Annotated in this window: 23 protein-coding genes and 1 tRNA gene; 14 read left to right on the top strand and 10 right to left on the bottom strand. The window is 64.6% G+C overall.

Annotated elements, in window-relative coordinates:
* A complete protein-coding gene (locus AB4Z42_RS12035) occupies positions 1–444 on the bottom strand; it encodes a nuclear transport factor 2 family protein (RefSeq protein ID WP_442009377.1) in 444 nt (147 codons plus the stop codon).
* A gap of 101 nt (positions 445–545) precedes the next feature.
* Between AB4Z42_RS12035 and AB4Z42_RS12030 the strand changes: the two genes are divergently transcribed.
* A complete protein-coding gene (locus AB4Z42_RS12030) occupies positions 546–1,436 on the top strand; it encodes an SDR family NAD(P)-dependent oxidoreductase (protein ID WP_442009376.1) in 891 nt (296 codons plus the stop codon).
* A gap of 78 nt (positions 1,437–1,514) precedes the next feature.
* Entirely contained in the window at positions 1,515–2,015 is a 501-nt protein-coding gene (locus AB4Z42_RS12025; RefSeq protein ID WP_442009375.1) for a DUF4189 domain-containing protein, read from the top strand.
* Between the two features lie 19 nt (positions 2,016–2,034).
* Here the strand turns inward: AB4Z42_RS12025 and AB4Z42_RS12020 are convergent, their stop codons facing one another.
* The 3 genes from AB4Z42_RS12020 to AB4Z42_RS12010 form a co-directional block, all read right to left on the bottom strand.
* Positions 2,035–2,469 carry a DoxX family protein gene (locus AB4Z42_RS12020; RefSeq protein WP_442009374.1) on the bottom strand — a complete coding sequence of 145 codons (435 nt, stop codon included), beginning with the start codon at positions 2,467–2,469 and terminating at the stop codon, positions 2,035–2,037.
* Between the two features lie 118 nt (positions 2,470–2,587).
* Positions 2,588–3,595, bottom strand: coding sequence for a lipoprotein LpqH (locus AB4Z42_RS12015; RefSeq protein WP_442009373.1), 1,008 nt, complete (start codon positions 3,593–3,595; stop codon positions 2,588–2,590).
* Between the two features lie 154 nt (positions 3,596–3,749).
* Entirely contained in the window at positions 3,750–4,406 is a 657-nt protein-coding gene (locus AB4Z42_RS12010; RefSeq protein WP_442009372.1) for a transmembrane-type terpene cyclase, read from the bottom strand.
* A gap of 71 nt (positions 4,407–4,477) precedes the next feature.
* Between AB4Z42_RS12010 and AB4Z42_RS12005 the strand changes: the two genes are divergently transcribed.
* Positions 4,478–5,083 (top strand): TetR family transcriptional regulator, encoded by a 606-nt coding sequence (locus AB4Z42_RS12005; RefSeq protein ID WP_442009371.1) that lies wholly within the window; start codon positions 4,478–4,480, stop codon positions 5,081–5,083.
* A gap of 4 nt (positions 5,084–5,087) precedes the next feature.
* Here the strand turns inward: AB4Z42_RS12005 and AB4Z42_RS12000 are convergent, their stop codons facing one another.
* Together AB4Z42_RS12000 and AB4Z42_RS11995 are read right to left on the bottom strand one after the other, a co-directional pair.
* On the bottom strand, positions 5,088–6,074 hold the full coding sequence (locus AB4Z42_RS12000; RefSeq protein ID WP_442009370.1) for an alpha/beta fold hydrolase: 987 nt from the start codon (positions 6,072–6,074) through the stop codon (positions 5,088–5,090).
* A 438-nt stretch (positions 6,075–6,512) separates the two neighbouring features.
* Complete coding sequence (locus tag AB4Z42_RS11995; protein ID WP_442009369.1) at positions 6,513–6,836, bottom strand: DUF732 domain-containing protein; 324 nt, start codon at positions 6,834–6,836, stop codon at positions 6,513–6,515.
* Between the two features lie 354 nt (positions 6,837–7,190).
* Here AB4Z42_RS11995 and AB4Z42_RS11990 point away from each other — a divergent pair, with 354 nt between their 5' ends.
* On the top strand, positions 7,191–7,646 hold the full coding sequence (locus AB4Z42_RS11990) for a DUF4232 domain-containing protein (protein WP_442009368.1): 456 nt from the start codon (positions 7,191–7,193) through the stop codon (positions 7,644–7,646).
* 14 nt (positions 7,647–7,660) lie between these two features.
* Positions 7,661–7,855, top strand: a complete 195-nt coding sequence (locus AB4Z42_RS11985; RefSeq protein ID WP_442009367.1) for a hypothetical protein — start codon at positions 7,661–7,663, stop codon at positions 7,853–7,855.
* A 4-nt stretch (positions 7,856–7,859) separates the two neighbouring features.
* On the opposite strand, the gene AB4Z42_RS11980 is transcribed toward AB4Z42_RS11985, so the two are convergent.
* Positions 7,860–8,201, bottom strand: coding sequence for a hypothetical protein (locus AB4Z42_RS11980; protein ID WP_442009366.1), 342 nt, complete (start codon positions 8,199–8,201; stop codon positions 7,860–7,862).
* A gap of 119 nt (positions 8,202–8,320) precedes the next feature.
* On the opposite strand from AB4Z42_RS11980, the gene AB4Z42_RS11975 reads away from it, so the two are divergent.
* The 3 genes from AB4Z42_RS11975 to AB4Z42_RS11965 all read left to right on the top strand — a co-directional run bounded on the left by AB4Z42_RS11975 (position 8,321) and on the right by AB4Z42_RS11965 (position 12,426).
* Positions 8,321–8,950 carry a MarC family protein gene (locus AB4Z42_RS11975; protein ID WP_442009365.1) on the top strand — a complete coding sequence of 210 codons (630 nt, stop codon included), beginning with the start codon at positions 8,321–8,323 and terminating at the stop codon, positions 8,948–8,950.
* A 156-nt stretch (positions 8,951–9,106) separates the two neighbouring features.
* Positions 9,107–10,444, top strand: coding sequence for an FAD-binding oxidoreductase (locus tag AB4Z42_RS11970; protein ID WP_442009364.1), 1,338 nt, complete (start codon positions 9,107–9,109; stop codon positions 10,442–10,444).
* A 776-nt stretch (positions 10,445–11,220) separates the two neighbouring features.
* The gene (locus AB4Z42_RS11965; RefSeq protein ID WP_442009363.1) at positions 11,221–12,426 is read left to right on the top strand and encodes a hypothetical protein; all 1,206 of its coding nucleotides are present in this window, start codon (positions 11,221–11,223) and stop codon (positions 12,424–12,426) included.
* A 150-nt stretch (positions 12,427–12,576) separates the two neighbouring features.
* Here the strand turns inward: AB4Z42_RS11965 and AB4Z42_RS11960 are convergent, their stop codons facing one another.
* Together AB4Z42_RS11960 and AB4Z42_RS11955 are read right to left on the bottom strand one after the other, a co-directional pair.
* The gene (locus AB4Z42_RS11960) at positions 12,577–13,176 is read right to left on the bottom strand and encodes a cysteine hydrolase family protein (protein WP_442009362.1); all 600 of its coding nucleotides are present in this window, start codon (positions 13,174–13,176) and stop codon (positions 12,577–12,579) included.
* Between the two features lie 97 nt (positions 13,177–13,273).
* Positions 13,274–13,346 (bottom strand) — tRNA-Arg (locus AB4Z42_RS11955).
* Positions 13,347–13,450: 104 nt separating this feature from the next.
* Between AB4Z42_RS11955 and argS the strand changes: the two genes are divergently transcribed.
* The 6 genes from argS to rho all read left to right on the top strand — a co-directional run bounded on the left by argS (position 13,451) and on the right by rho (position 22,168).
* Entirely contained in the window at positions 13,451–15,103 is a 1,653-nt protein-coding gene (gene argS, locus AB4Z42_RS11950) for an arginine--tRNA ligase (protein WP_442009361.1), read from the top strand.
* A gap of 35 nt (positions 15,104–15,138) precedes the next feature.
* Positions 15,139–16,527 (top strand): diaminopimelate decarboxylase, encoded by a 1,389-nt coding sequence (lysA, locus tag AB4Z42_RS11945; RefSeq protein ID WP_442009578.1) that lies wholly within the window; start codon positions 15,139–15,141, stop codon positions 16,525–16,527.
* On the top strand, positions 16,524–17,849 hold the full coding sequence (locus AB4Z42_RS11940) for a homoserine dehydrogenase (RefSeq protein WP_442009360.1): 1,326 nt from the start codon (positions 16,524–16,526) through the stop codon (positions 17,847–17,849). Before lysA ends, AB4Z42_RS11940 begins: the two co-directional genes overlap by 4 nt.
* Positions 17,846–18,928 (top strand): threonine synthase, encoded by a 1,083-nt coding sequence (thrC, locus tag AB4Z42_RS11935; RefSeq protein WP_442009359.1) that lies wholly within the window; start codon positions 17,846–17,848, stop codon positions 18,926–18,928. Before AB4Z42_RS11940 ends, thrC begins: the two co-directional genes overlap by 4 nt.
* 11 nt (positions 18,929–18,939) lie before the next feature.
* Positions 18,940–19,884, top strand: coding sequence for a homoserine kinase (gene thrB / locus AB4Z42_RS11930; protein ID WP_442009358.1), 945 nt, complete (start codon positions 18,940–18,942; stop codon positions 19,882–19,884).
* Between the two features lie 301 nt (positions 19,885–20,185).
* A complete protein-coding gene (gene rho / locus AB4Z42_RS11925; protein WP_442009357.1) occupies positions 20,186–22,168 on the top strand; it encodes a transcription termination factor Rho in 1,983 nt (660 codons plus the stop codon).
* Here the strand turns inward: rho and AB4Z42_RS11920 are convergent.
* Positions 22,165–22,803, bottom strand: coding sequence for a TetR/AcrR family transcriptional regulator (locus AB4Z42_RS11920; protein ID WP_442009356.1), 639 nt, complete (start codon positions 22,801–22,803; stop codon positions 22,165–22,167). The genes rho and AB4Z42_RS11920 overlap by 4 nt on opposite strands.
* Positions 22,804–22,987: the final 184 nt, after the last annotated feature.

Here is a 22,987-nt window from a genome sequence, read left to right as displayed (position 1 = left end):
TCAGAACTTCAGGTGATGGCTGGTGTCGCCGATCTGGTCGACGAACATGATGCGGGTGTCGAACCACCAGGTGCCGTCGACGCGGTGAAACGTGTCGCGGTAATGGCCGGTCACGATGATCTGCAGCGGTAGCTCCGGCGTCGCCTGTGTGACGCAGTAGTACGCGCTGCCGTGCGCGGTCCCGGCAGCGTCATCGACCTGAATGCGCACGTTGGTCGTGAAGTGCTTGGTCTTGGGTGTGCCGTCCTCGTAGAGCCGCGTCGCCATCTCGTACATCTGCCGGACGCCGGACACTCCGGTGAACACCGTCTCCGGCGGCCCGTCTTCGACCCCGCAGATCCGGCCGTGGGCGAAGAGTGCGGCGACACCGTCGAGGTCGCCTGCATCGAGACGTTCGGCATAGGTGTACACGAGGTTCTCGATCTCGCGGGCTCCGTCGCTCATCGGCGGTAGACAACCAGTCGGATTGTGTCATGTCAACGTTTGCGTTCATGCGCGCGACCGCGGCGTCGTGCTCAGGACTGGGTACTGGCTAATCTCAGACCGTGACGACACAGTGGGCACCGAGCAGACTCGGCGATTTAAGTGGCACGCGCATCATCGTCACAGGCGCAACCAACGGTGTCGGCCTTGGGACAGCGCGCGCGTTGACCCGGGCCGGGGCGCACGTGATTCTGGCTGTGCGCAACCTGGAGCTTGGCGCGCAACGCGCCACGGAGATCGGCGGAGACACCACCGTGGTCAAACTCGACCTCGCCGATCAGTCATCGGTGCGGGCGTTTCCCGACCTGCTCCAGGGTGATGTGGACATCCTCGTCAACAACGCGGGTCTGGTCGCGCCGACGCGAAGCGATACCGTCGACGGCTTCGAAATGACGATGGGCACAAACTTTCTGGGCCCATTCGCGTTGACGAACCTGCTGTTCGATCGGGTGCGTTCGAAGATCATCAATGTCGGCTCCAACGCCCACAAGTCATCGACCATCGCGTTCGACGATCCGCACCTTCGAACGCGGAAGTGGTCTTCCGTTCCGGCGTACGGCCGCTCGAAGCTGGCGGTGATGTTGTGGGGGCTGGAGCTGGACCGACGGCTCCGTGAGGCGGGTTCGCCGGTCACGACGTATCTGTCGGAACCGGGTTGGGCGGCATCGAATCTGTCGAATGTTTCCGACACCCGGGTCATGTCCGCGTTCCACTCGGCGGTGACCTCGGTCGCGAAAGTGATCGGTAACGACATCGACGCCGGTGCCGCGCCGACGCTCTACTGCATCAGCGAGCCGATACCGCCGGGAAGCTACGTGGGCTGCGACGGACGGCTCGGTTTGAAGGGCGCGCCGACGCTCAGTGGGCGGGCGACGAATGCCTGTGACTACGAGGACGCCCAAAGGCTTTGGGAATTCGCCGAGAACGAGACGGGAACGACTTTGCCCGTCTAGCCCATTCGGCTGCGCAGCGGTAGGAACGATGTTCCGATAGGAGCCCGGGTCCGGTCGGATCCCACGAGGAGTGCGCGAATGATCACCAAAGGGCTTCTCGTCGCCGCCAGTGCGGCAGCAATGATCGGTGCGACGGTTGTCGTTACCGCGGCGCCGACCCACGCCGATGGCGAGTACTGGGGCGCCATCGCCTATTCGCCGCTTGACGGAGCCCATGGCACGTCGTCGCAACAACCCACGGAGTCCGATGCCAGGGGAGCGGCCGTGCTCGACTGCGGCAACAACGGCGGATCTGCCTGTGAGGTCGTCGTCACGGTCCAGAGGCCGGATTGCGCTTCGCTTGTCGCCAATGAATCCCTGTTCTCCTGGGGCGTGGCCAAGGATCCATCTGCGGCCAGAGCGAGTGGGATGGACGACCTCGGTGAGTCCGGCAGTGAAGTGGCGTCCACCTGTGGGTTCGTTGCGGGTGCTACACAGGCACCCACTGCGCCGCCGTCGACCGCGACAACCGCTCCCGCACCGAGTCGGCATCCCGTTCCGGCGCCGGCCCCCATACCGGCGGCACCGACCCTCCGGTGACCTTCTGCGCGAAGGCCTTTCAGCGTTTCAGGCCGACGATCGTCAGCAGTTGCGGACGGCGCAGGGCTAGGCCGGCCCACATCAGCACGCCGAGATACACCGCGAACAACACATGAGTGAACAGGGGCGCTTCCACTCGCATATTCGCGGTCACCGCTCCGCCGAGGTAGGCCGTGATGCCCAGGGCCCCTAGGACAGCCGTGCGCGGAATGGCATAGACCAACACGCAGACCGACAAGACGACGCCCATCACCAGCGCCTGGCCGACCGGGAACCCGAGTGCCTGTGCGCCCTCCTTAACCTGCTGCACGCCCGCGAGCTTGCCGAACGCGTCGAACACCAGAAACGCTCCAACGAGAGCGCTGATGGCGACGCCGATCCTGTGACCCCCGCGAGTCGCCGCACGTTCCGGTGAGATGCCTGCGGGGTCGGCGTGATGAGAGGTGACGGTCATGCTGAACTCCTTGTTCGACGGCTGCTGTTGATAAGCAGACCGACGAGGCGTGCAAAACTCATCACCCCGCCTATCCCGTCACGGCTGGGGAAGTCTCAATACTGCAGATATCGGCCCGTCAGGGGCAGGTGACAGTGATGGAGAAGGGCTTGGTGATCTGCTCAGCCGGATTGGCCTCGCTGACACCGGAAGCCGCGCCGGTGATGTTGTAGGTGTTGCCATTCTTGGTGGCAGTGGCGGTATTGCCCGGCACCCCTTCGGTGAAGCTCATGACCACGCCGTCCACAGTGCCGAGACCCACGTTGTGTACCACCGAGGCGTCCGGCTCCAGACCGACGATGATCCCAGTGGCCATGTCGCCGACCGCGATCGAGTACTTGCCGTCATTGGTCGCGCACACCACCTGGCCCTGGACATTCAGCGGCTTGCCGTCGACGTTGACGACGACGGGCGAAACCGCGCCGGCAGCTGCGGGGGCCGGGGGAGTGATGTCCGGCAGTCCCGCCTGGATGGCGTCGAATTGAAGCTGTCCGACCGATCTCACGAAATCCGCCGGCGCTGGATTGAGATCGCCTGGGGGACTTTCGAACTCGAGTTCAACGACGGCATTCTGTTCGGTGAACATCAGCACCGTGACGGCCTTGGTGCCGTCCGGTGAGGTCCCAGGCACCAGTACCCCGTCGGAACCGAACGGCGACGTCTCTGCGGTGCCAATCACCGTGGACGAGGGAAGGTCCATCACTATCGTTTTGAGGAACTCTGTGGCCTCGGCCGGAGTGGCGAAGACTGCGATGCTGTCTTTGATCATCGCGGTGTTGTCCGCGTTGTGGTACAGCGCTTCGACGCCCTGCCAACCGGTCGGACCGGCCGGATTGACGTTCGGTGGCTCGCCGATGAACGGTTCGGGCGCGTCGATGTCCTCGGCGGCCATGAGCAGCGAACTGTAGTCATTGGCCGCGGGCTCGGCCTCCGCCGCCGTCGTCATAGCAGCGCTCGTGGTGCTGCTCGCCGACGCGGACGAACTCGGGGATGCCTCCTTGTCGCTCTTGCTGCATCCGGCGAGAACACAGACGAGCGCCATACCAACGGCGGTCAGTCTGACGGGGGTGGTACCGGAAATTCTCATAACGACGTCGTTCCTCCTGGTGCGAGCCACGTTTTGTGCGGACCGGTGACGGACAGTCGAACGCGCCGTCCGGGGCCACACGTGGTTCGGAGGGTGCCGGATCACCATAAATCACGGTGACGTCAATATCCAGAAAGCGAAAAGACGGACGAGGTCAGCGCATCGTTGCGGCTGGGGCTGGCACCTCTTCGCGTTGGTATCGCGGGGCTTTCGACAGCAGGAACACGTAGAGCAGATCCAGGATCAGGATCTCGATGTAGAGCACCAGCCAGATGGCGTTTCCCGGGTCGTAGAGGTACTGCGAAATGGAGGCGGTCAATGTGCCCAGCAGTTTTCCCCACGCGATCCACATGCTCTGGCCGCGCCGGTCGCCCCGCCTCAGCAGCATGCTCAGGAACAGCACGGACATGATCAGGTTGTCGATGTACGCCGTGTAGACCGAACCGTTCTCGCGCCCGAATACGGACACCGTGGCGACCATCATCGGGGTCACCATCGCGAAGGTGAACACGAACATCGGCCAGAAGTACGACTCCGGAAGGTTTTTCGGGTAATCGGAGCGCCAGTACTTCAAGAAGACCGCCAGGATCGCGATGTCGGCGGCGAACCAGACTGCGTTGATGGACTCCTGCATGATTCCGCCGACCGACGGATAAACGAACGTGAACAGGAACTCCCAGGTGATGTTCATCGCCAGGGCGAGGAACGGCATCGCGAAGGTGCGGTCGACCAGACCCTGCCGTATCACGCACGCGTAGGTGACGATCCAGAAGATTCCACTGGCGAGCCCGAGCGCGTCGATCAGGGACATGACGCCCCCTTTCCGTGGTTATAGATACAGACTAGTAGTCTGTATCTGATGATGTGGTGGAATCGCGAATGATGCGACGCACTCAGGCGCAGCGCCGTGCCGCGACCCGCGCGGCCATCCTTGATGCGGCGCGCGACTTGTTCGCCGAGCGCGGGTATCACGGGTGCAGCGTCGACATGATCCTGATCCGTGCCGAATCCAGTAAAGGCGCCTTCTACCACCACTTTCGCGATAAGGCCGCGGTGCTCGAGGCCCTGCTCGCGGAGTTCGAGGAAGAGGGCGTGCGTCGGGCCAAGGAGTGGAGCGCCGGTATCGCCTCGCCGCTGGAGATCATCAGGGTTTCGGCGCACAACCTGTTGGCCTGGTGCACAGATCCCTACATCCGCCAGGTCGTGCTGACGGACGCGCTATCGGTTCTGGGATTCGCCCGCTGGCATCAGATCGACGATCGCTACACGCTCGATGTCCTCGACCGATTGCTGCAACATGCAGTGGAGGTTGGAGAGGTCAGACCGCTGCCGTCGACCCGCATGACCGCCCGGCTCATCAATGCCGCTACGAATGAGGCGGCGCTGTTCGTCGCGAACGCGGTCGATGTCGAGGCGTCGCGCCACGAGGCGAGCGCCGGCATCGACCACCTGATCATGTCGCTCGCCCGCTCGACCCGTACCGACTGAGGCGCTACGCGCCCAACGACGCGGTGTCGCTCGATGTGGCGTCCGCCTCGACCCCGGTCCGCATCAGCGAGCCAAGGCGGTCATCGTGGTATTCGGCAGGCAGTGTCGAGTCGATGAATCGCTCGATGGTTTCGACGAAACGATCCGGGTGGTCGTGGAACGGCATGTGCCCGGAGCCTTCGAATATTTCCAGTCGCGAATCGGGCATCGCTTCGTGCGCGAGCCGGGCGTGGCTCACCGGAATCACGAAATCATCTTCGCCCCAGATGATTTGCTTCGGAACCGAACGCATCAGATAGCTGCGGTCGAGCATGGTCACGAACTGTCCCCGGCTGTCGACGACTGCCCGCAGAGTGCGCGAGAACGCCGACAACGCCGCGGGGTCGGCCAGCCGGGAAAGCAGCCGAAGACCGTCTGGCAGATCGCGTCCGTACTTGGTCGAGCCGAACAGCGTCGCGGCGGCGCGGCCGGCGAGCTGCAGGGCGGGAAGGGCGCCGGGGATTCGCAACGCGGCCAGCGCCTCGCTGCCCATCGGCAGGGCAGCCACACGCAGCGCGATGCTCACGTCCTTGGTCACGCCTCCACTGCTCACCAATACAAGGCGTTCGACCATATGCGGGTACTGGTAGGCGAACTGGGCTGCGATACCGCCGCCGAGTGAATGACCGACGAGGGTGGCGCGGTCGATGCCGAGCGCGGCGAGCAGGTCGCGCATACCGTTCGCGAAGGCCGCCAACGAGTAATCAGCGCGCGGCTTGTCGGACTCGCCGTGGCCGAGGAGGTCCGGTGCGATGACCGTGAACCGTTGCGCGAGTTGGGCGTGCACGGAGCTCCAGGTCGTGGAGTTGTCGCCGACACCGTGAATCAACAGCAACGCAGGCCCCGAACCGGCTATGCGGAATGCCCGGCGATAACCGTGAATGGTGCGGAACTGCAGCGACGGCGCGGTGACCTCGCGCACCGGCCGCAAGGCGGGACGTGACGCAGGCATTGGATTCTCCCTTCCGATGGGCGTTCTGTTCAAAGAAGCCTGAAAGGGGACACTTGGTAATTCCTTGGAGCGTAGGACCGCCCGGCTGATGCAAAAACAAAAACGAGACGGCGTTATTCGTCGTGAACGCACCGTGCGATGGGGGCGGGCGCAAGTCTCGAAAACCTAATCGGCCGGTCGCACACGGCCCCGCTGTCGCGCGAAATAGCATCTGACCTGCGAGGACCTCAGCACCCTCAGGCGTAACATCTACCTCATAAGCGGCAACGTCTCGTCCCATTGAAGGCGGGAGTCACTATGGCAGCGCAACCACTGCCGAGCGACGGCGACCGAACAAATTCGGTAATCAAAATAGAACAATTAGGAAACGTTTACTCCACACGAAAAACGCCCCGGCGAATTTCGCCGGGGCGTTTGTCGATAACTTCCGATTGCGAGTTAGCTCACCTTCGACTCGAACTGCGGGCAATATGCTGCCGTCGCCGCACCGATGAGGAACGCAGCGTCCTCGGCGGTGAGGTTGGGGGTCAGCGAGGTGACCTCCTGCTCGAAGGTGGCCCCGGCCGTCCAGTCCTGGCAGACGCCCTTGCCAGCGGCGATCTGGTTGTCGGGGGTAGCGCCCGGCCATGTGACGCCCTGCTCGGTGAGTGCACCAATGAAGGCGTCGTCAGCGGAATCCGCTGCGGCGATAGGTGCGTAGATCATGGCGGCCGCAGCTAATCCGCCGACAACCGATCCGGCGATCTTCAGGGAATACTTCATGGTCGTTCTTTCTCTAAGGGTTCTGAGGTAACGCGAATCGTTACATAACGAATCGTTACATAACGCCGGGATCCGCCGGGCGGATTTCAGAAAATTGCCCGGGCATGCGGGCACCAACCAATTGCCCGCTAAGCGTGGTGTCCGAATTCCCTCATAAGGGCGGGTCGCACCGACGGGCTGCCCCACAGTGTGGGGGATCCACCGGTCAATCGTCGGCAGGACCACGGCGTGGCGCCTACAGTTCTCCCACCACCATCGAGATTTCCAAGGCGGGAGGGCCGTCTGATGGCTCCCAGATTCTCTGCGTGGGCGGCCGGAATGGCCGTTGCGTCTGCGCTAGCCAGCCCGGCGGCAGTGAGCACGACTGCTTCCGCCGAGCCGTGGTGCGCCACCGATTCCTTGAGCCTGAGCACCGGCGAGCTCACCACGACTGAATACGTTGGCCAGGATCAGCTTGAGCTGATTCTGACGAACGTCTCCCAGCAGACTTGCACGCTGCAGGGCTACCCCGGTGTGGATCTCGTCGGCCCCGCCGTTCCAACGTGGGGTCCGGTGTTCAGCCTGCAGCGACAGAGTGGCGATCCACAGCCTCTGACTCTTGCGCCCGGGGCGTCCGCCACCAGCATCCTGACCATCGGAGAGCCCGCACTCCCCGAAGACTTCTGGATGCCCACGTCCATCGTGGTGACACCGCCAGATGCCACCACGCAGCTGGAGGTCCCGTGGATCCCCGGCGACGTCGCCGTTCAGCGTCAGGACGGCGCAACAAGGCCCGCCACCTACATCGGGCCACTGGAATTGACGCACTGAATCCGGCTGCGCGCGTGGATGGTTCGTGGCCCGCTGCGTTGTTGCAACTGATAGCCGCGGGTTCCATCTTCAACATCGGGCTCTACGACATGACGATCGCTCGCTATCTGGGAGTACGGCGGAAGTTCGGAACCGGGAAGGGCGGCTTCGACCTCGGACGGTTCGAATGGCCCGGGGCCCCCGATCTCTTCGCTGATCCAACCCAGTGAGGAGTCAGCCGCCGACTCCATTGTCGAGTCCGAGATGGATTCCGAAATACCAAGGGACGCCGACTCGCGCCGCTGTTGCGAGGATCACGAGCACGATCAGTGCGGCGAGCCAACCCATCGCGCGCGACGGGGAGCCGATCGGTGAGAATGCGAGGGCCAGCAGCAAAAGGCCGAGACCGGCCGACACCCACGTGATGATCGTCAGCGGTGTGTCTGCCGCCTTTTGGTAGTCGGTGACGTACCCGTCCGGAAAGCCGAACATCGATACGTCCATGTATGTCCAGAGAGACAGGCCGAACGCGGCGATCGCGCAGATCACGCAGGCGCTGGCGACGAAGGTCCGCATCGGCCACCTCCGGCGTTTTCATCGGCTCGCTGGTGTGGAGCTAACCATGTGAGCGAGTCATCCGGAACAAGATCAGTTTGTCACTTCAGGCGGGACGGCAGCGCCTACTATCTAGCTTCATGCAGGTCGACGCCGATTTCATCCTCCGGGCGTCAATCGGTCTGCTCGTCATCACCGCGCCGTTCGATCCGGTGAAGCTGCTGTTCTTCAACCAGGTCCTGACCGACCGGCCTCAGAGCCGCGCGGGCGCCGCGCTCAAAGTGACGCTTTACGTGTCGATCATCCTCGCCGTGTCCGCCTTGGCGGGCAAGGAATTGCTCGAGGCGATGGGCATCAACCTGCACGTGTTCGGCGCGGTCGGGGGTGTGGTCATTGCCGCAATGGGTTTCGAGATGCTGTACGGCGGCGGCGCGTCCAAGGCTCAGGGCGAGGACGAGCGGAAGGAAGGGCCCGAGGAGGGCGATGGACTGCTCATGCCACTCTCCATCCCGCTCATCGCCGGCCCTGGTGCCATCGCGACCACGATCGCCTTCGGCTCGCAGAACACGTCGGCTTCGGGACTGCTCGCCATGGCCATCGCGATCGCGGCCGTTGCGGTGGTGACGTTTCTCTTCTACTGCTTCATGGGCGGTCTGCTCGCTCGATTGAAGCCGAGTGCCGTCGCGATCATGGCGCGCATCGGCGGCCTGCTGCTGGCGACGCTCGGGTTTCAGATGTTCCTCGCCGGCCTCAAGAACTTCTTCGGTTAAGACGCCTACGCTGCTGCCATGCGAGGGCAGCTGCCGAGGCGAACATTCCTGGGCGGCAGCGTCGGAGCGGCAGCAAGCGCACTACTGAGTGGATGTCACGATCGATCCCCGGCCACTCCGGTTCCCTCTTCGCCGCGAACGCCGAAACCCGAACCAGTGAATTGGGATCGGCTCAAGACAGCCATCAGCGGCTGGCTGGTACTCCCGTCGGACCCGGACTATCTCGCCGCGAAGACCGTCTTCAACTCGCGATATGACAGGTCGGCGCCCGCCGCGGTCGTCATCTGCGAATCCGAAGACGATGTGCGCCGGGCGATGGAGTTCGCGATGACCGACGGTGTCAAGGTCGCCCCACGCAGTGGCGGGCACTCCTACGTCGGTGCCTCTGCTGCCGACAACACCATGGTGATCGATCTCCGGAGCGTCGCCGGCGCCATCGCCTACGACGGCGATACCACCATTGCGACCGTTCCCGCAGGGGCCGGCCTGGATCCGTTGCAGCGCATGCTCGCCGGCCACGGTCGGCTTATCCCGTCCGGTAGCTGCCCGACCGTAGGTGTCGCCGGCTTGACGCTGGGGGGTGGCCTTGGCGCCGACGCCCGGAGTGCGGGCCTGACGTGTGACGCACTCCTTGCCGCGTCTGTTGTGCTGCCCGGCGGCGAGCTGGTGACAGCCGACTCGAACGATCATGCCCACCTGCTCTGGGCGCTTCGTGGCGGCGGTGGCGGGAATTTTGGTGTCACGACATCGTTTTCGTTCCGCACCTACCCCGTGGTGGACCGTGACGTCGTCACCATGAAATACGCCGATCCCGCCGTCGCTGACGTGATCGTGCACTGGTCAGAGTGGCTGGCGGCATCGGAGCGCGCGACGTGGGGCTTGATCAACATCCCCGTCGGACCTGAGGCTGCTGGTTGCACGGTGGTGTTGGCCACCCCTGCCGGAGCGGGCTCGCGCCGCGCGGCGGAACTCGTTACCGCCATTGGCATTTCACCGCTGTCGACGGACATTCGCACCCGCGGTCGTCTGGACTTCGTCAGCTACTTCGAGGGTGGCGACGGTGCGAGCCGACCGCGGGCATTCGTCGCAGGCTCCGACGTGATCGGCGAGCTGAGCTCGGTTGCAGCGCAGGCGATCGTCACCGCCACGAAGTCCTGGCCGGCGACGGTGGGCGGGGCTACGGTCGTCATCGAGTCACTCACCGGGGCGGTTCGTGACGTCGCACCCGACGCAACCGCGTTCCCATGGCGGCGCGATTCTGCGTGCATCCAGTGGTACTCGGAACCATCGACGCCGGAGACAACGAAGGCCGCCACCGCCTGGCTGGCCAGGGTGCACGACGAGGTGAAGGCGCACTCCATCGGTGGATACGTCAACTATGTCGAGCCGGATACCCCGGCCAAACGGTACTTCGGCAACAACCTCGGTCGGCTGGCGTCCGTCCGAAGCAACTACGACCCACACGGTCTGATGGCGTCGGGGCTGGCCCTCTAAGGCGACGAGGTGGGCTGCCCACCGAAGACGGCAACAACAGGTAACAGCGTTGCTTGTGCAAGATCGGCAAATTGACTCGCGGCAAACTGTGCCACTCTCGGGTGGCCGCGTCGTGGGGCTGCACGACAGGGTTTTTGGTGTGGAACCCACCTTCCGTCGTCTTCGGGGCGCTTTTTTGTGAGTGTGACGTAGTCCACAAAGATGAATTATTGCGCTTCCTCAACGATGTGCCGCCGGGTCATAGCAAACATTTAGAGGTTGTCTGCTACGTGTCACGACGGGCGGTCACTTCCCACCTGTGAACCCCCAGGGACCAGTCTCGATGCAGGTTTGCGAGCTAATTGCGATGCTAGATCTGAACGAGCAAAGCGATTTCAGAGCCTGGAATATTCACAGAGGCTGGCTAATTTCTACGCGTGCGTCGATTTTACATCCGGCATTATCGGCTTTGAGCTGCGGTCTTCTCACGTTGCTAGGTGCGTGATAGCTTCCTCTGGAGCAACGGTAAGCAACAGGTTCGACGCTTATAGCAACTTCTAAAACCGTTGCTAGCACCATCGGCACACCCACAGATTTTTTGCAGTCACACGTGGAAAAGCTGGGCAAGGCACGCATTCAGGCGGCCTCCTGCACTGCGGACCCACTTCATATGGCCTTGAAAAGGGGAATCGGAAATGAAGGATCGCGCTGTACCTACGGGTCTAGAAGAAAGTGGTCGTCGGCGCCAACGCAACCGGCAGGTCGCCGCGCGGATCCGAAAAGCTGGTGTGGGAGTGGTGGCGCTGCCTCTCGCCGTGTCGGTCTTCACCGCGGCACCCGCGTCAGCCGGCGCGGTTATCGATTTCGACGGTGACCCGACAGATGTTGTCAATACGCATGCCGGGTTTGTCCTGCCCTGGCTGGTCGGAATCGAGGGAATCGGCGGTTCGAAGGGCACCCTCGGGGGCTGGGCCTGGGCCCACTCAGGGCCGACCGGTACCCAAGTCGGCGTCAAGGGCGTCCTCCAACAAACCACCCACATCGGGCCTGCTTACTTCAATCTCGACGTGACCAAATCCGCCGTGTTCACCTACACGCCCGCCACGACCACGACGACGACCACGCCCGGCGGACACGGCCCGTGCGACCACCCCGAACATCAACCGACGACAACCACGACCACCAAGGGTCCGAAAGCCGAGCTCAACCTCGTGGATATCGGCAACTGGTCGACAGGGATTCCGGGATTTGTCGAGTGGTACGGCCAACTGGGCTTCACCTCTGACACCGTCGTCGACGAGAACGGCGTGAGCTTCAACTGGAAGGGTGTCAACAAGCAGTACGTGTCGATCGGTGGCGGCCTACTCGTGTTCGGATTCGATTTCGAACCCTCCTTCGGCTTCCACATCCCGACGCCGGGGGTGAATCTCGCAGCGCCACTGGCGCCCATTCTCGCGCCGGGATCTACCCCTGCAGCTCCCAAGTTGGCGCAGGACACTGCCAAGCCGGGTGAGGATGGCTCCAAGCCGGGTGAGAACAGCGCGAAGTCGGGCTACGGGTTTGAGGCCACGGGTTACGACGGTGCGAAGCCGGGTCAGGACCTTGACAACCCGCAATCGGGTACCGGCAACCCCGGTCCGGGTGAAGGCACGCTCGGCGAGGGTGGCAAGCCCGGCGCTGAGGGCAGCAAGCCTGGCGCTGAGGATGGCAAGCCCGGTGCTGAGGGCGGCAAGCCCGGTGCTGAGGATGGCAAGCCCGGTGCTGAGGGCGGCAAGCCCGGTGCTGAGGGCGGCAAGCCCGGTGCTGAGGGCGGCAAGCCCGGTGCTGAGGATGGCAAGCCCGGTGCTGAGGATGGCAAGCCCGGTGCTGAGGATGGCAAGCCCGGTGCTGAGGGCGGCAAGCCCGGTGCTGAGGGCGGCAAGCCCGGCGATAAGTCCGGCGACAAGTCGGGCGATAAGTCCGGCGACAAGTCGGGCGATAAGTCGGGTGCCGGCAGTAAGTAAGGGCGGCAACGCAAGCTAGCACGCGCAGTGGAGGCCGGCGGCCGGGCAATATGCTCGGCCGCCGGCTGCTTGCTTCAGCTAGATAATTTAATGCCCCATCGGGATTCGAACCTGTGGCATAAGTGCGGGGATGGGCGGGGCGATCGATTTTCAGTCGGGTATCGCGGCGCTGTCGACGACGACGACCGCGAACAGATCCGACAGCGCAGCCAGGCTTGCTGACTGCAGGACGTTCGCAGGCAGAGTCTCATCTCCGATACCCGGCAACGCCCGCGTCGCAGTAGCACTTGCGACCACCGTCGGCGAGTAGCCGAGATTGAAAGCCCCACGCGCCGTGGAGTTCACGCACATGTGCGTCATGAACCCGGCGAGCACCAGGTTGGACGCGTCGGCGGCTTTGAGGATTTCGTCAAGGTCGGTCTGCACGAACGAATTCGGATAGTTCTTGATGACCACCCGCTCGCCGCTGCGCGGCGCCACCTGCGTCACAATCGCACCGCTCTCGCCCTCGATGTCATAAAGCGAGCCGGGACCATCGTCGTGCTGGATGTGAATCACGGGCGCCCCCGCCGTGCGGGCGCGGTCCAGCAGCGTCGCAGCTTCGTCGAGTGCCGCCTGAACCCCTTCGAGCTCCATGACACCCCGGGTGTAGGTGTTCTGGCAGTCGATCAGGACAAGCGCCGAATCGGACAGGCTGACCGGGGTCAGCGGCAGGCCCGCCATCGCGCGCAGAGTTTCGGGAGCAGACACGGTTCGGAGCCTACTGTCCGGCAGTCGGGTCCGTCAGGGCTGATTGACCGCCAGGTAGCCGGCGGCGTCAAACGCTGTTTCGCCAGTACAAAATGGGTGCCCCCGGCAGGATTCGAACCTGCGGCCTTCTGCTCCGGAGGCAGACGCTCTATCCCCTGAGCTACGGGGGCGCATATCGATGAAGCTGCGCCGATGGGCGTGGACAGCCTAACGCATCGAAGTGAGCGGAAATGGATTCGGGGCCTGACCATGTCAGACCATAGGATGGACCCTCGTGACCCCCGCTGACCTGGCTGAGCTGCTCAAGACCACCGCGGCTGCGGTGCTCTCCGAGCACGGCCTCGACACCGCGGCACTTCCGGCTGTGGTCACCGTCGAGCGCCCACGCAACCCCGAGCATGGCGATTACGCCACCAATGTGGCCCTCCAGCTGGGCAAGAAGGTCGGTGCGAACCCGCGTGAGCTGGCCGGCTGGCTCGCCACCGCACTGGCGCAGGCCGACGGTATCTCCGCCGCTGACGTCGCGGGCCCCGGCTTCGTCAATCTGCGCATCGCTGCGTCCGCCCAGAACGTGATCGTCGCGAACGTGATCGACGCCGGTGCGGCGTACGGCCACTCGGATGTGCTCGAGAGCAGCAACATCAACCTGGAGTTCGTATCGGCCAATCCGACCGGCCCCATCCACATCGGCGGGACGCGGTGGGCAGCGGTCGGCGACGCGCTGGGCCGACTGTTGACCACGCAGGGCGCCAAGGTGGTCCGCGAGTACTACTTCAACGACCACGGCGCCCAGATCGATCGGTTCACCAACTCGTTGATCGCGGCGGCGAGGGACGAGCCGACGCCCGACGACGGCTATGCCGGCGACTACATCAAAGATATTGCCGCCCAGGTGCTTACCAAAGAACCAGATGCGCTCGGCCTGCCCGACGACGAAATGCGGGAGACGTTCCGCGCCATCGGCGTCGACCTGATGTTCACGCACATCAAGGCCTCGCTGCACGAGTTCGGTACCGACTTCGACATGTTCACGCACGAGGATTCGATGCACACCTCCGGCCGCGTGGAGCAGGCGATCGCCAAACTCCGGGAAGCCGGCAAGGTCTACGAGAAGGATGGCGCAGTCTGGCTGCGCACCACCGATTTCGGTGACGACAAGGACCGCGTCGTCATCAAGAGCGACGGTGCGCCCGCCTACGTCGCCGCCGACATCGCGTACTACCTCGATAAGCGTGAACGCGGATTTGACCTGTGCATCTACATGCTCGGCGCAGACCACCACGGCTACATCGCCCGCCTGAAGGCGATCGCGTCGTCGCTCGGCGAGGATCCGGCAACCGTCGAGGTGCTGATCGGGCAGATGGTCAACCTGGTCCGCGATGGCCAGCCGGTCCGCATGAGTAAGCGTGCGGGCACGGTGATCACGCTCGATGACCTGGTCGAAGCGATTGGCGTTGATGCCGCGCGGTACTCGCTGATCCGGTCATCGGTGGACTCTCCGATCGACATCGACCTCGCACTGTGGTCGTCGGCGTCCAACGAGAATCCGGTCTACTACGTGCAATACGCGCATGCCCGGCTCTCCGCGCTGGCCCGCAACGCCGCCGAGCTGGGCCTTGTGGCCAGCACCGACCACCTCGAACTTCTCACGCACGAGAAGGAGGGCGTGCTGATCCGCAACATCGGCGAGTTCCCGCGCGTGCTGAAAACCGCAGCGGCACTCCGTGAACCGCATCGGGTCTCCCGTTACCTCGAAGACCTGGCCGGTGACTACCACCGGTTCTACGACTCGTGTCGCGTGTTGCCGCAAGGCGACGAGGCTCCGAACGATCTGCATGCCGCACGGTTGGCGCTGTGCGCCGCGACCCGCCAGGTCATCGCTAACGGCCTCGGCATTCTCGGTGTCAGCGCCCCGGAGCGGATGTGATCGCGCACCCCGCCGGACCCCGGCACGCCGAAGAGGTGCACCACGGTGGTGCGCCGCCCCGACCGCAGTCGGCCGCCGAGGTACTGCGGCTAGCCCCGAATGTGTGGCCGCAGAACACCGTTCGCGGCGATGACGGTGTGGTGTCGATCGCCGGAGTGTCGGTCACCGATATCGCAGCCGAGTTCGGCACGCCCGTCTTCATCATCGACGAGGACGACTTCCGGTCACGCTGCCGTGAGATCTTCGCCGCCTTCGGTGGTGGTGAGCACGTGCGCTATGCCGCAAAGGCTTTCCTGTGCTCGGAAGTGGCTCGCTGGGTCGCGGAAGAAGGGCTTTCGCTCGATGTCGCGACTGGCGGTGAGATGGCGGTCGCACTGCACGCAGGCTTCCCGGCTGAACGAATCGCCCTGCACGGCAACAATAAATCCGTCGAGGAGCTGACTGCGGCCGTCAAGTCAGGCATCGAGCACGTGGTGCTGGACTCGATGACGGAGATCGAACGTCTCGATGAGATCGCGGGGGAGGCGGGCGTCGTCCAGGACGTGCTGGTGCGCGTCACCGTCGGCGTCGAGGCGCACACCCACGAGTTCATCTCCACCGCCCACGAAGACCAGAAGTTCGGTCTGTCGCTCGCGAGCGGGGCCGCGATGGCCGCGGTGCGCCGCGTGTTCGACACCGATCATCTGCGGCTGGTCGGTCTGCACAGTCATATCGGATCGCAGATCTTCGACGTCGCCGGCTTTGAAATCGCCGCGCACCGCGTCATCGGATTGCTGCGCGACGTGGTCGCCGAGTTCGGCGTCGAGAAGACATCGCAGATGTCGATCGTCGACCTGGGTGGTGGACTCGGCATCTCTTATCTGCCGCAGGATGATCCGCCGCCGGTGGCCGAGCTCGCAGCCAAGCTGACCGCCATCGTGCGCGACGAGTCCGCTGCCGTCGGGCTGCCCGCACCGATGTTGGTGGTCGAACCCGGCCGCGCCATCGCGGGCCCGGGCACCATCACCCTCTATGAGGTCGGCACCGTCAAAGACGTGGCCGTCGCGTCCGACAAGTATCGCCGCTACGTCAGCGTCGACGGCGGTATGAGCGACAACATCCGCACCTCGTTGTATGGAGCGGAGTACGACGTCCGTCTGATCTCCCGCGTTAGCGAAGGGTCGTCGACACTGGGACGTATCGTCGGAAAGCACTGTGAAAGCGGCGATATCGTCGTACGCGATACGTGGGTGCCCGACGACATCAAGCCCGGCGACCTTCTCGGAGTCGCGGCCACGGGCGCCTACTGCTATTCCATGTCCAGCCGATACAACCTCATCGGCCGCCCCGCAGTGGTGGCCGTGCGCGATGGGCAGGCCCGCCTGATCCTGCGCCGCGAGACGGTGGACGATCTACTCAGCCTGGAAGTGAGGACAAGCGAATGAGCACCGACGAGAAGCCCATCGGCGTAGCGGTCTTGGGATTTGGCAACGTGGGCAGTCAGGTCGTCCGCATCATCGAGGAGAGCGCGCCGGACCTGGCGGCCCGGATCGGCGCACCGATGGTGTTGCGCGGCATCGGTGTGCGCAGGGTGGCCGACGACCGTGGCGTGCCCATCGACCTGCTCACCGACAACATCGACGAGTTGGTGTCGCGGGATGACGTCGACATCGTCGTGGAGCTGATGGGACCGGTCGAGCCCGCGCGCAAAGCCATTCTGTCCGCGCTGGAGCAGGGCAAGTCGGTCGTCACCGCCAATAAGGCGCTGATGGCCATCGCCACCGGCGAACTGGCACAGGCCGCCGAGAAGGCCCGCGTGGACCTGTATTTCGAGGCGGCCGTGGCCGGTGCGATCCCCGTAATTCGCCCCCTGACGCAATCGCTGGCGGGGGACACCGTGATCAGGGTCGCGGGCATCGTCAACGGGACGACGAACTACATCTTGTCCGAGATGGACAGCACCGGTGCCGATTACACGTCGGCTCTGGCCGATGCGAGCGCGCTCGGCTACGCCGAAGCGGATCCGACCGCCGACGTCGAGGGATACGACGCCGCCGCCAAAGCCGCGATCCTCGCCTCGATCGCCTTCCACACCCGCGTCACCGCCGACGATGTGTATCGCGAGGGCATCACGAACGTCACCTCAGCGGACTTCGTCTCGGCGCGTGCGCTGGGTTGCACGATCAAACTGCTTGCGATATGTGAGCGACTGACCACCGACGAAGGGCAGCAACGGGTTTCGGCCCGCGTGTACCCGGCGCTGGTACCTCTGGACCATCCGCTAGCCTCAGTCAACGGTGCCTTCAACGCTGTCGTCGTCGAGGCGGAGGCCGCGGGGCGCCTGATGTTTTACGGTCAGGGCGCAGGTGGCGCGCCGACGGCGTCCGCGGTGATGGGTGATCTGGTCATGGCGGCGCGCAACCGGGTACAGGGCGGGCGCGGCCCGCGCGAATCCAAGTACGCCAAGCTGCCGATCTCGCCGATCGGTTTCATCCCCACCCGGTACTACGTGAGCATGAACGTGGCTGACCGTCCCGGTGTCCTGTCCTCTGTGGCAGCCGAATTCGGCAAGCGCGAGGTCAGCATCGCCGAGGTGCGCCAGGAAGGGATGGTCGATCAGGAAGGCCTGAGGTGCGGCGCGCGCATCGTCGTCGTCACGCATCAGGCCACCGACGCCGCCCTTTCCGAAACCGTCGAGGCGCTGGCAGACCTCGACGTCGTCGAGGGCATCAACAGCGTGCTGAGGCTGGAAGGAACGAGCGAATGAGTACTGCGAGGCAGGTGGTACACCAGCCCTGGCCCGGGTTGATCGCCGCATATCGCGATCGCCTCCCTGTCGAGGACAGCTGGACACCGATCACGCTGCGTGAAGGCGGCACCCCGCTGTTGCCCGCACCCCGGCTGTCCGAATACACGGGCTGCACCGTGCATCTGAAGGTCGAAGGCCTCAACCCGACAGGGTCGTTCAAGGACCGTGGCATGACGATGGCGGTCACCGAGGCCGTCGCCCGCGGTCAGCAGGCCGTGCTGTGTGCGTCCACGGGCAACACCTCGGCGTCGGCCGCTGCCTATGCCGCGCGGGCGGGCATCACCTGCGCGGTGCTGATCCCGCAGGGCAAGATCGCGATGGGCAAGCTCGCCCAGGCCGTCATGCACGGCGCCAAGATCATTCAGATCGACGGCAACTTCGACGACTGCCTGGAGCTGGCCCGCAAGCTCACCAACGACTATCCGACCGTGTCACTGGTCAACTCGGTCAACCCCTTCCGCATCGAGGGTCAGAAGACTGCCGCGTTCGAGATCGTCGACGCGCTTGGCATCGCTCCCGATGTGCATTCGCTGCCCGTGGGAAACGCGGGCAACATCACCGCCTATTGGAAGGGTTACACCGAGTACCACCGCGACGGGGTGTCGGACCGACTGCCGCGCATGCTGGGCACCCAGGCCGCAGGCGCCGCACCGCTGGTGCTCGGTGAGCCGGTGACTGCGCCCGAGACGATTGCGACGGCGATCAGGATCGGCTCACCCGCGTCGTGGACGACCGCGGTCGAGGCGCAGCAGGAGTCCGACGGCCGCTTTCTCGCCGCCACCGACGAGGAGATTCTTGCCGCCTATCACCTGGTGGCTCGCACCGAGGGCGTCTTCGTCGAGCCAGCCTCGGCGGCCAGCATCGCCGGGCTGCTCAAATCCGTCGAAGACGGTTGGGTCGCCAAGGGCTCGACTGTGGTGTGCACGGTCACGGGCAATGGACTCAAGGACCCTGACACGGCGCTGAAAGGCATGCCGAACGTCACTGCGCTACCCGTCGACCCGTCGGCCGTCGTCGAGAAGCTGGGTCTGGTCTAGCGGGTGGCCTTGTGACACGGAATCTGCCGGCCGGACTGACGGCCGCGTCGGTCGTGGCGGCGTCCAGTGCCAACCTGGGACCAGGCTTCGACAGCCTCGGCCTCGCATTGAGCCTGTACGACGAGATCGTCGTGGAGACCATCGAATCGGGCCTCCTCGTGGAAGTCGACGGTGAGGGCGCCGGTCAGGTACCGCTGGACTCGACGCATCTTGTCGTACGCGCGATCGAGCACGGGCTGCAGAGCGCAGGTGTGCGAGTTCCGGGACTAAAAGTGCGCTGCCGCAACGGCATTCCGCACTCCCGCGGGCTGGGCTCGTCGGCCGCGGCGGTGGTCGGAGGGCTCGCCGTCGTCAACGGCCTTGTGACACAGGTGGGTTCGGAGCCGCTCACTGAAGCCGAACTGATCCAGCTGGCCAGCGAGTTCGAGGGGCATCCCGACAATGCGTCGGCGGCCGTCCTTGGTGGCGCGGTGGTGTCGTGGGCCGAACACGAAGGCGTATTGCCGCGCTACTCGGCCGTGCCCATGCGACTGCACCCCGACATCCATCTGTTTCCCGCGATCCCCGAGGAACGGTCCTCGACCGCGGAAACGCGTGTGCTGCTGCCGGAGCAGGTCAGCCACACCGACGCCCGGTTCAATCTGAGCCGCGCCGCGCTGCTGGTGGTGGCACTGACCGAGCGCCCGGATCTGTTGATGGAGGCCACCGAGGATGTCCTGCATCAACCTCAGCGGGCCGCCGCCATGCCCCGCTCCGCGGAATACCTGCAGATCCTCCGGCGTTCTGGAATAGCGACGGTGTTATCCGGCGCTGGACCTGCGATTATTGCAGTGACGACACAACCGGCATTGCCTGCGGAAGCCCTGGAGTTCGGCGCCGCGAACGGATTCGCCGTCAAAGAGATGACGGTCGGCGAGGGCGTCCGGTGGACGTCGGGTGTCGCCGTCGCACGTTGAGCTGAGCTGGCAAGCGTCAGCAACAGGAGTCACATGCGAACCAGTGTGTTTTCTTGCTTCCAGCACGGAAGCGGGTTATTCTCGCAATCGTCCAGCAATTGCAGCGTCTTTGCCTGCGCAGACACTAGGACGACCACTCTTCTTTCAAGTGCTCATCTCATGGACTGACGGTTCGCCGGTTGTCGGCGAATCCCGGCGATCACTGTTGCAGAGGCAATGGTTGGACCCCCGCGCTCAGCGGATTAGCTGAACGCACCGAACCCCCGCATGACTCGATCAGCGAGGGAAAGAAAGGAAATCCGTGACTGAAACGGACCTGATCACGGCTGGCGGTAGCAGCGAAAACGAACAGCTGCCGAGCCCCGTGAATTCCGACGTCTCGACTCCCGCGGCTGAAGAAGCGTCGAACAGCACGCCAGCCGCGGAAACCGCGCCGGCGGCGGACGTAGCGTCCGGCGACCGCGCGAGCTCCCTATCGACCATGGTGCTGCCCGAACTGCGGGCGCTCGCCAAGCAGATCGGGGTCGACGGCGCCTCTGGCATGCGCAAGGGCGAACTTGTCGCGGCCATCCGCCAGCATCGTGACGAAGCCAACGGCGCGACCCCGAAAGCCGACGCCGAGAAGGCGCCTGCCGCAGCCGCGACTGACACTGCTGCCGACAGCGCCCCCGAAGCGCAGAGCGGACAGCAGCGTCCACGCCGCGAGCGTCGCGGCGCATCCCGTGATTCGGGCGCTCCTGGTGGCACCGAGCAGACCGCAGAAGGCGGCGGCCAGGACGCCAAGCGTGACGCGGACGCAGAGCAGACCCCCAAGCAGCGCGACAAGTCCGAATCCGACAAGTCCGACGGTGACGATGACCGCCAGGGTGGCCAGCAGAACCGCAACCAGAACCGCAACAACCAGAACCGCAACAACCAGAATCGGAACAACGACCAGAACCGCAACAACGACCAGAACCGCAACAACGACCAAAACCGCAACAACGACCAGAACAACGACGACCAGAACGACGACGACGGCGAGGGCCGGGGCGGTCGCCGGGGTCGCAGGTTCCGGGACCGCAGGCGTCGTGAGCGCGGCGGCGAAGGTGGCGGCGGTCAGGACCGCGATACCGAGCTGCGCGAGGACGACGTCGTCCAGCCCGTTGCGGGAATCCTCGACGTGCTCGACAACTACGCGTTCGTCCGCACCTCGGGCTACCTGGCTGGACCCAACGACGTGTACGTGTCCATGAACATGGTCCGCAAGAACGGTCTGCGCCGCGGCGACGCGGTGACCGGTGCGGTCCGGGTGCCCAAAGAGGGCGAAGGCGGCGGTCAGAATCCGCGGCAGAAGTTCAATCCGCTTGTTCGGCTCGACACCGTCAACGGCGGACCCGTCGAGGATGCCAAGAATCGCGACGAGTTCACCAAGCTGACCCCGCTCTATCCGAATCAGCGGCTGCGCCTTGAGACCACGACGGACAAGCTGACGACGCGTCTGATCGACCTGATCATGCCGATCGGCAAGGGACAACGCGCGCTGATCGTGTCGCCGCCCAAGGCCGGTAAGACCACGATCATGCAGGACATCGCCAACGCGATCACCAAGAACAACCCGGAATGCCACCTGATGGTCGTGCTCGTCGACGAGCGTCCGGAAGAGGTCACCGACATGCAGCGCTCGGTCAAGGGTGAGGTCATCGCCTCGACCTTCGACCGCCCGCCGTCGGACCACACCCAGGCCGCCGAGCTGGCGATCGAGCGTGCCAAGCGGCTCGTCGAGCAGGGCAAGGACGTCGTGGTGCTGCTCGACTCGATCACCCGGCTCGGCCGCGCATACAACAACGCGTCGCCGGCCTCGGGCCGAATCCTGTCCGGTGGTGTCGACTCGACCGCGCTGTACCCGCCGAAGCGGTTCCTCGGCGCGGCCCGCAACATCGAATTCGGTGGCTCCCTGACCATCATCGCCACCGCGATGGTCGAAACCGGCTCGACCGGTGACACGGTGATCTTCGAGGAGTTCAAGGGCACCGGCAACGCCGAGCTCAAGCTCGACCGCAAGATCGCGGAGCGACGAGTCTTCCCGGCTGTCGACGTCAATCCGTCGGGCACCCGTAAGGACGAGCTGCTGCTCTCGACCGACGAGTTCGCGGTGGTGCACAAGCTGCGCCGCGTCCTGTCCGGCCTTGACCCGCATCAGGCCATCGACCTGCTGATGAGCCAGCTGCGCAAGACCAAGAACAACTACGAGTTCCTGGTTCAGGTCTCCAAGAACACGCCCGGCGGCAACGACAACGACTAGTCGCCAGTCCCCGGCTCGCGCGTGGGCCCAGACGCGGTGGGGTCGGTCCGCAGGCCCGGCATCACATATCGGCGTACGTGGATGAGTACGGCGTCTGCGTTGTCGGAATCGAGCGTGTCGCCAGGCACGGTGGCAAGCGAAATCAATATGCGCGCCACCCATTCCGAGGCTTCGTCGATTACGGTGCCGGCGTGGATCTCACCGCGATCGCGGGCCGCGACGAGATAGCGCGACCAGAAATCCGCCAGGTCGGGCACCAGTCCCAGGACGCCCGCGCCCGCGCAGGCCGAGAACTCCTCGGGTTCCTCCAACCGCAGCTTCATCAGCAGCGCGCCGGGATCGTCGTATGCGGTGCGGGCGTGCCGGATGCCCACCGCCATCTGGTGGTCCAGACCGGCGACCTGCTCGAGCATCGCGTGCGCGTCCGACCAGTACGCCTCGTTGAGGCGCACGATGGCCGCGCCGAGAAGCGTGACCTTGTCCGGGAAATGGCGGTACAGCCAGCCCCGTGACACCCCGGCGACCTCGGCCACCTCCGACACCGTGGTCGCGCGGATGCCCTTCGCGTGCATGCAGATCTCCGCCGCGTCGATCAGCCGGTCACGGACGTTCTTGGTGGGGGTGCCCGTCGTCACCTGGGCATTGTGTCACGGTAGACAGACTCGCAAATCTGTTCATCCGCTCCGACGCGTCACTTCGGCGCGACAGAGTGGCGGTGCGCCGGAATAGCTACTCGGTCGCACGCGTTTAGGCCTTTGGCGGTTGACCTGGCATAATGGCGCCGACACCCTCGGTCCCGGTTCACGCCGAAACCTCCTG

This window comes from Mycobacterium sp. 2YAF39 (assembly GCF_052114565.1).
Classification (GTDB): Bacteria; Actinomycetota; Actinomycetes; order Mycobacteriales; family Mycobacteriaceae; genus Mycobacterium.
Note: the sequence above shows the minus strand (reverse complement) of the source record. Positions and strands in the feature narration are given on the sequence as shown.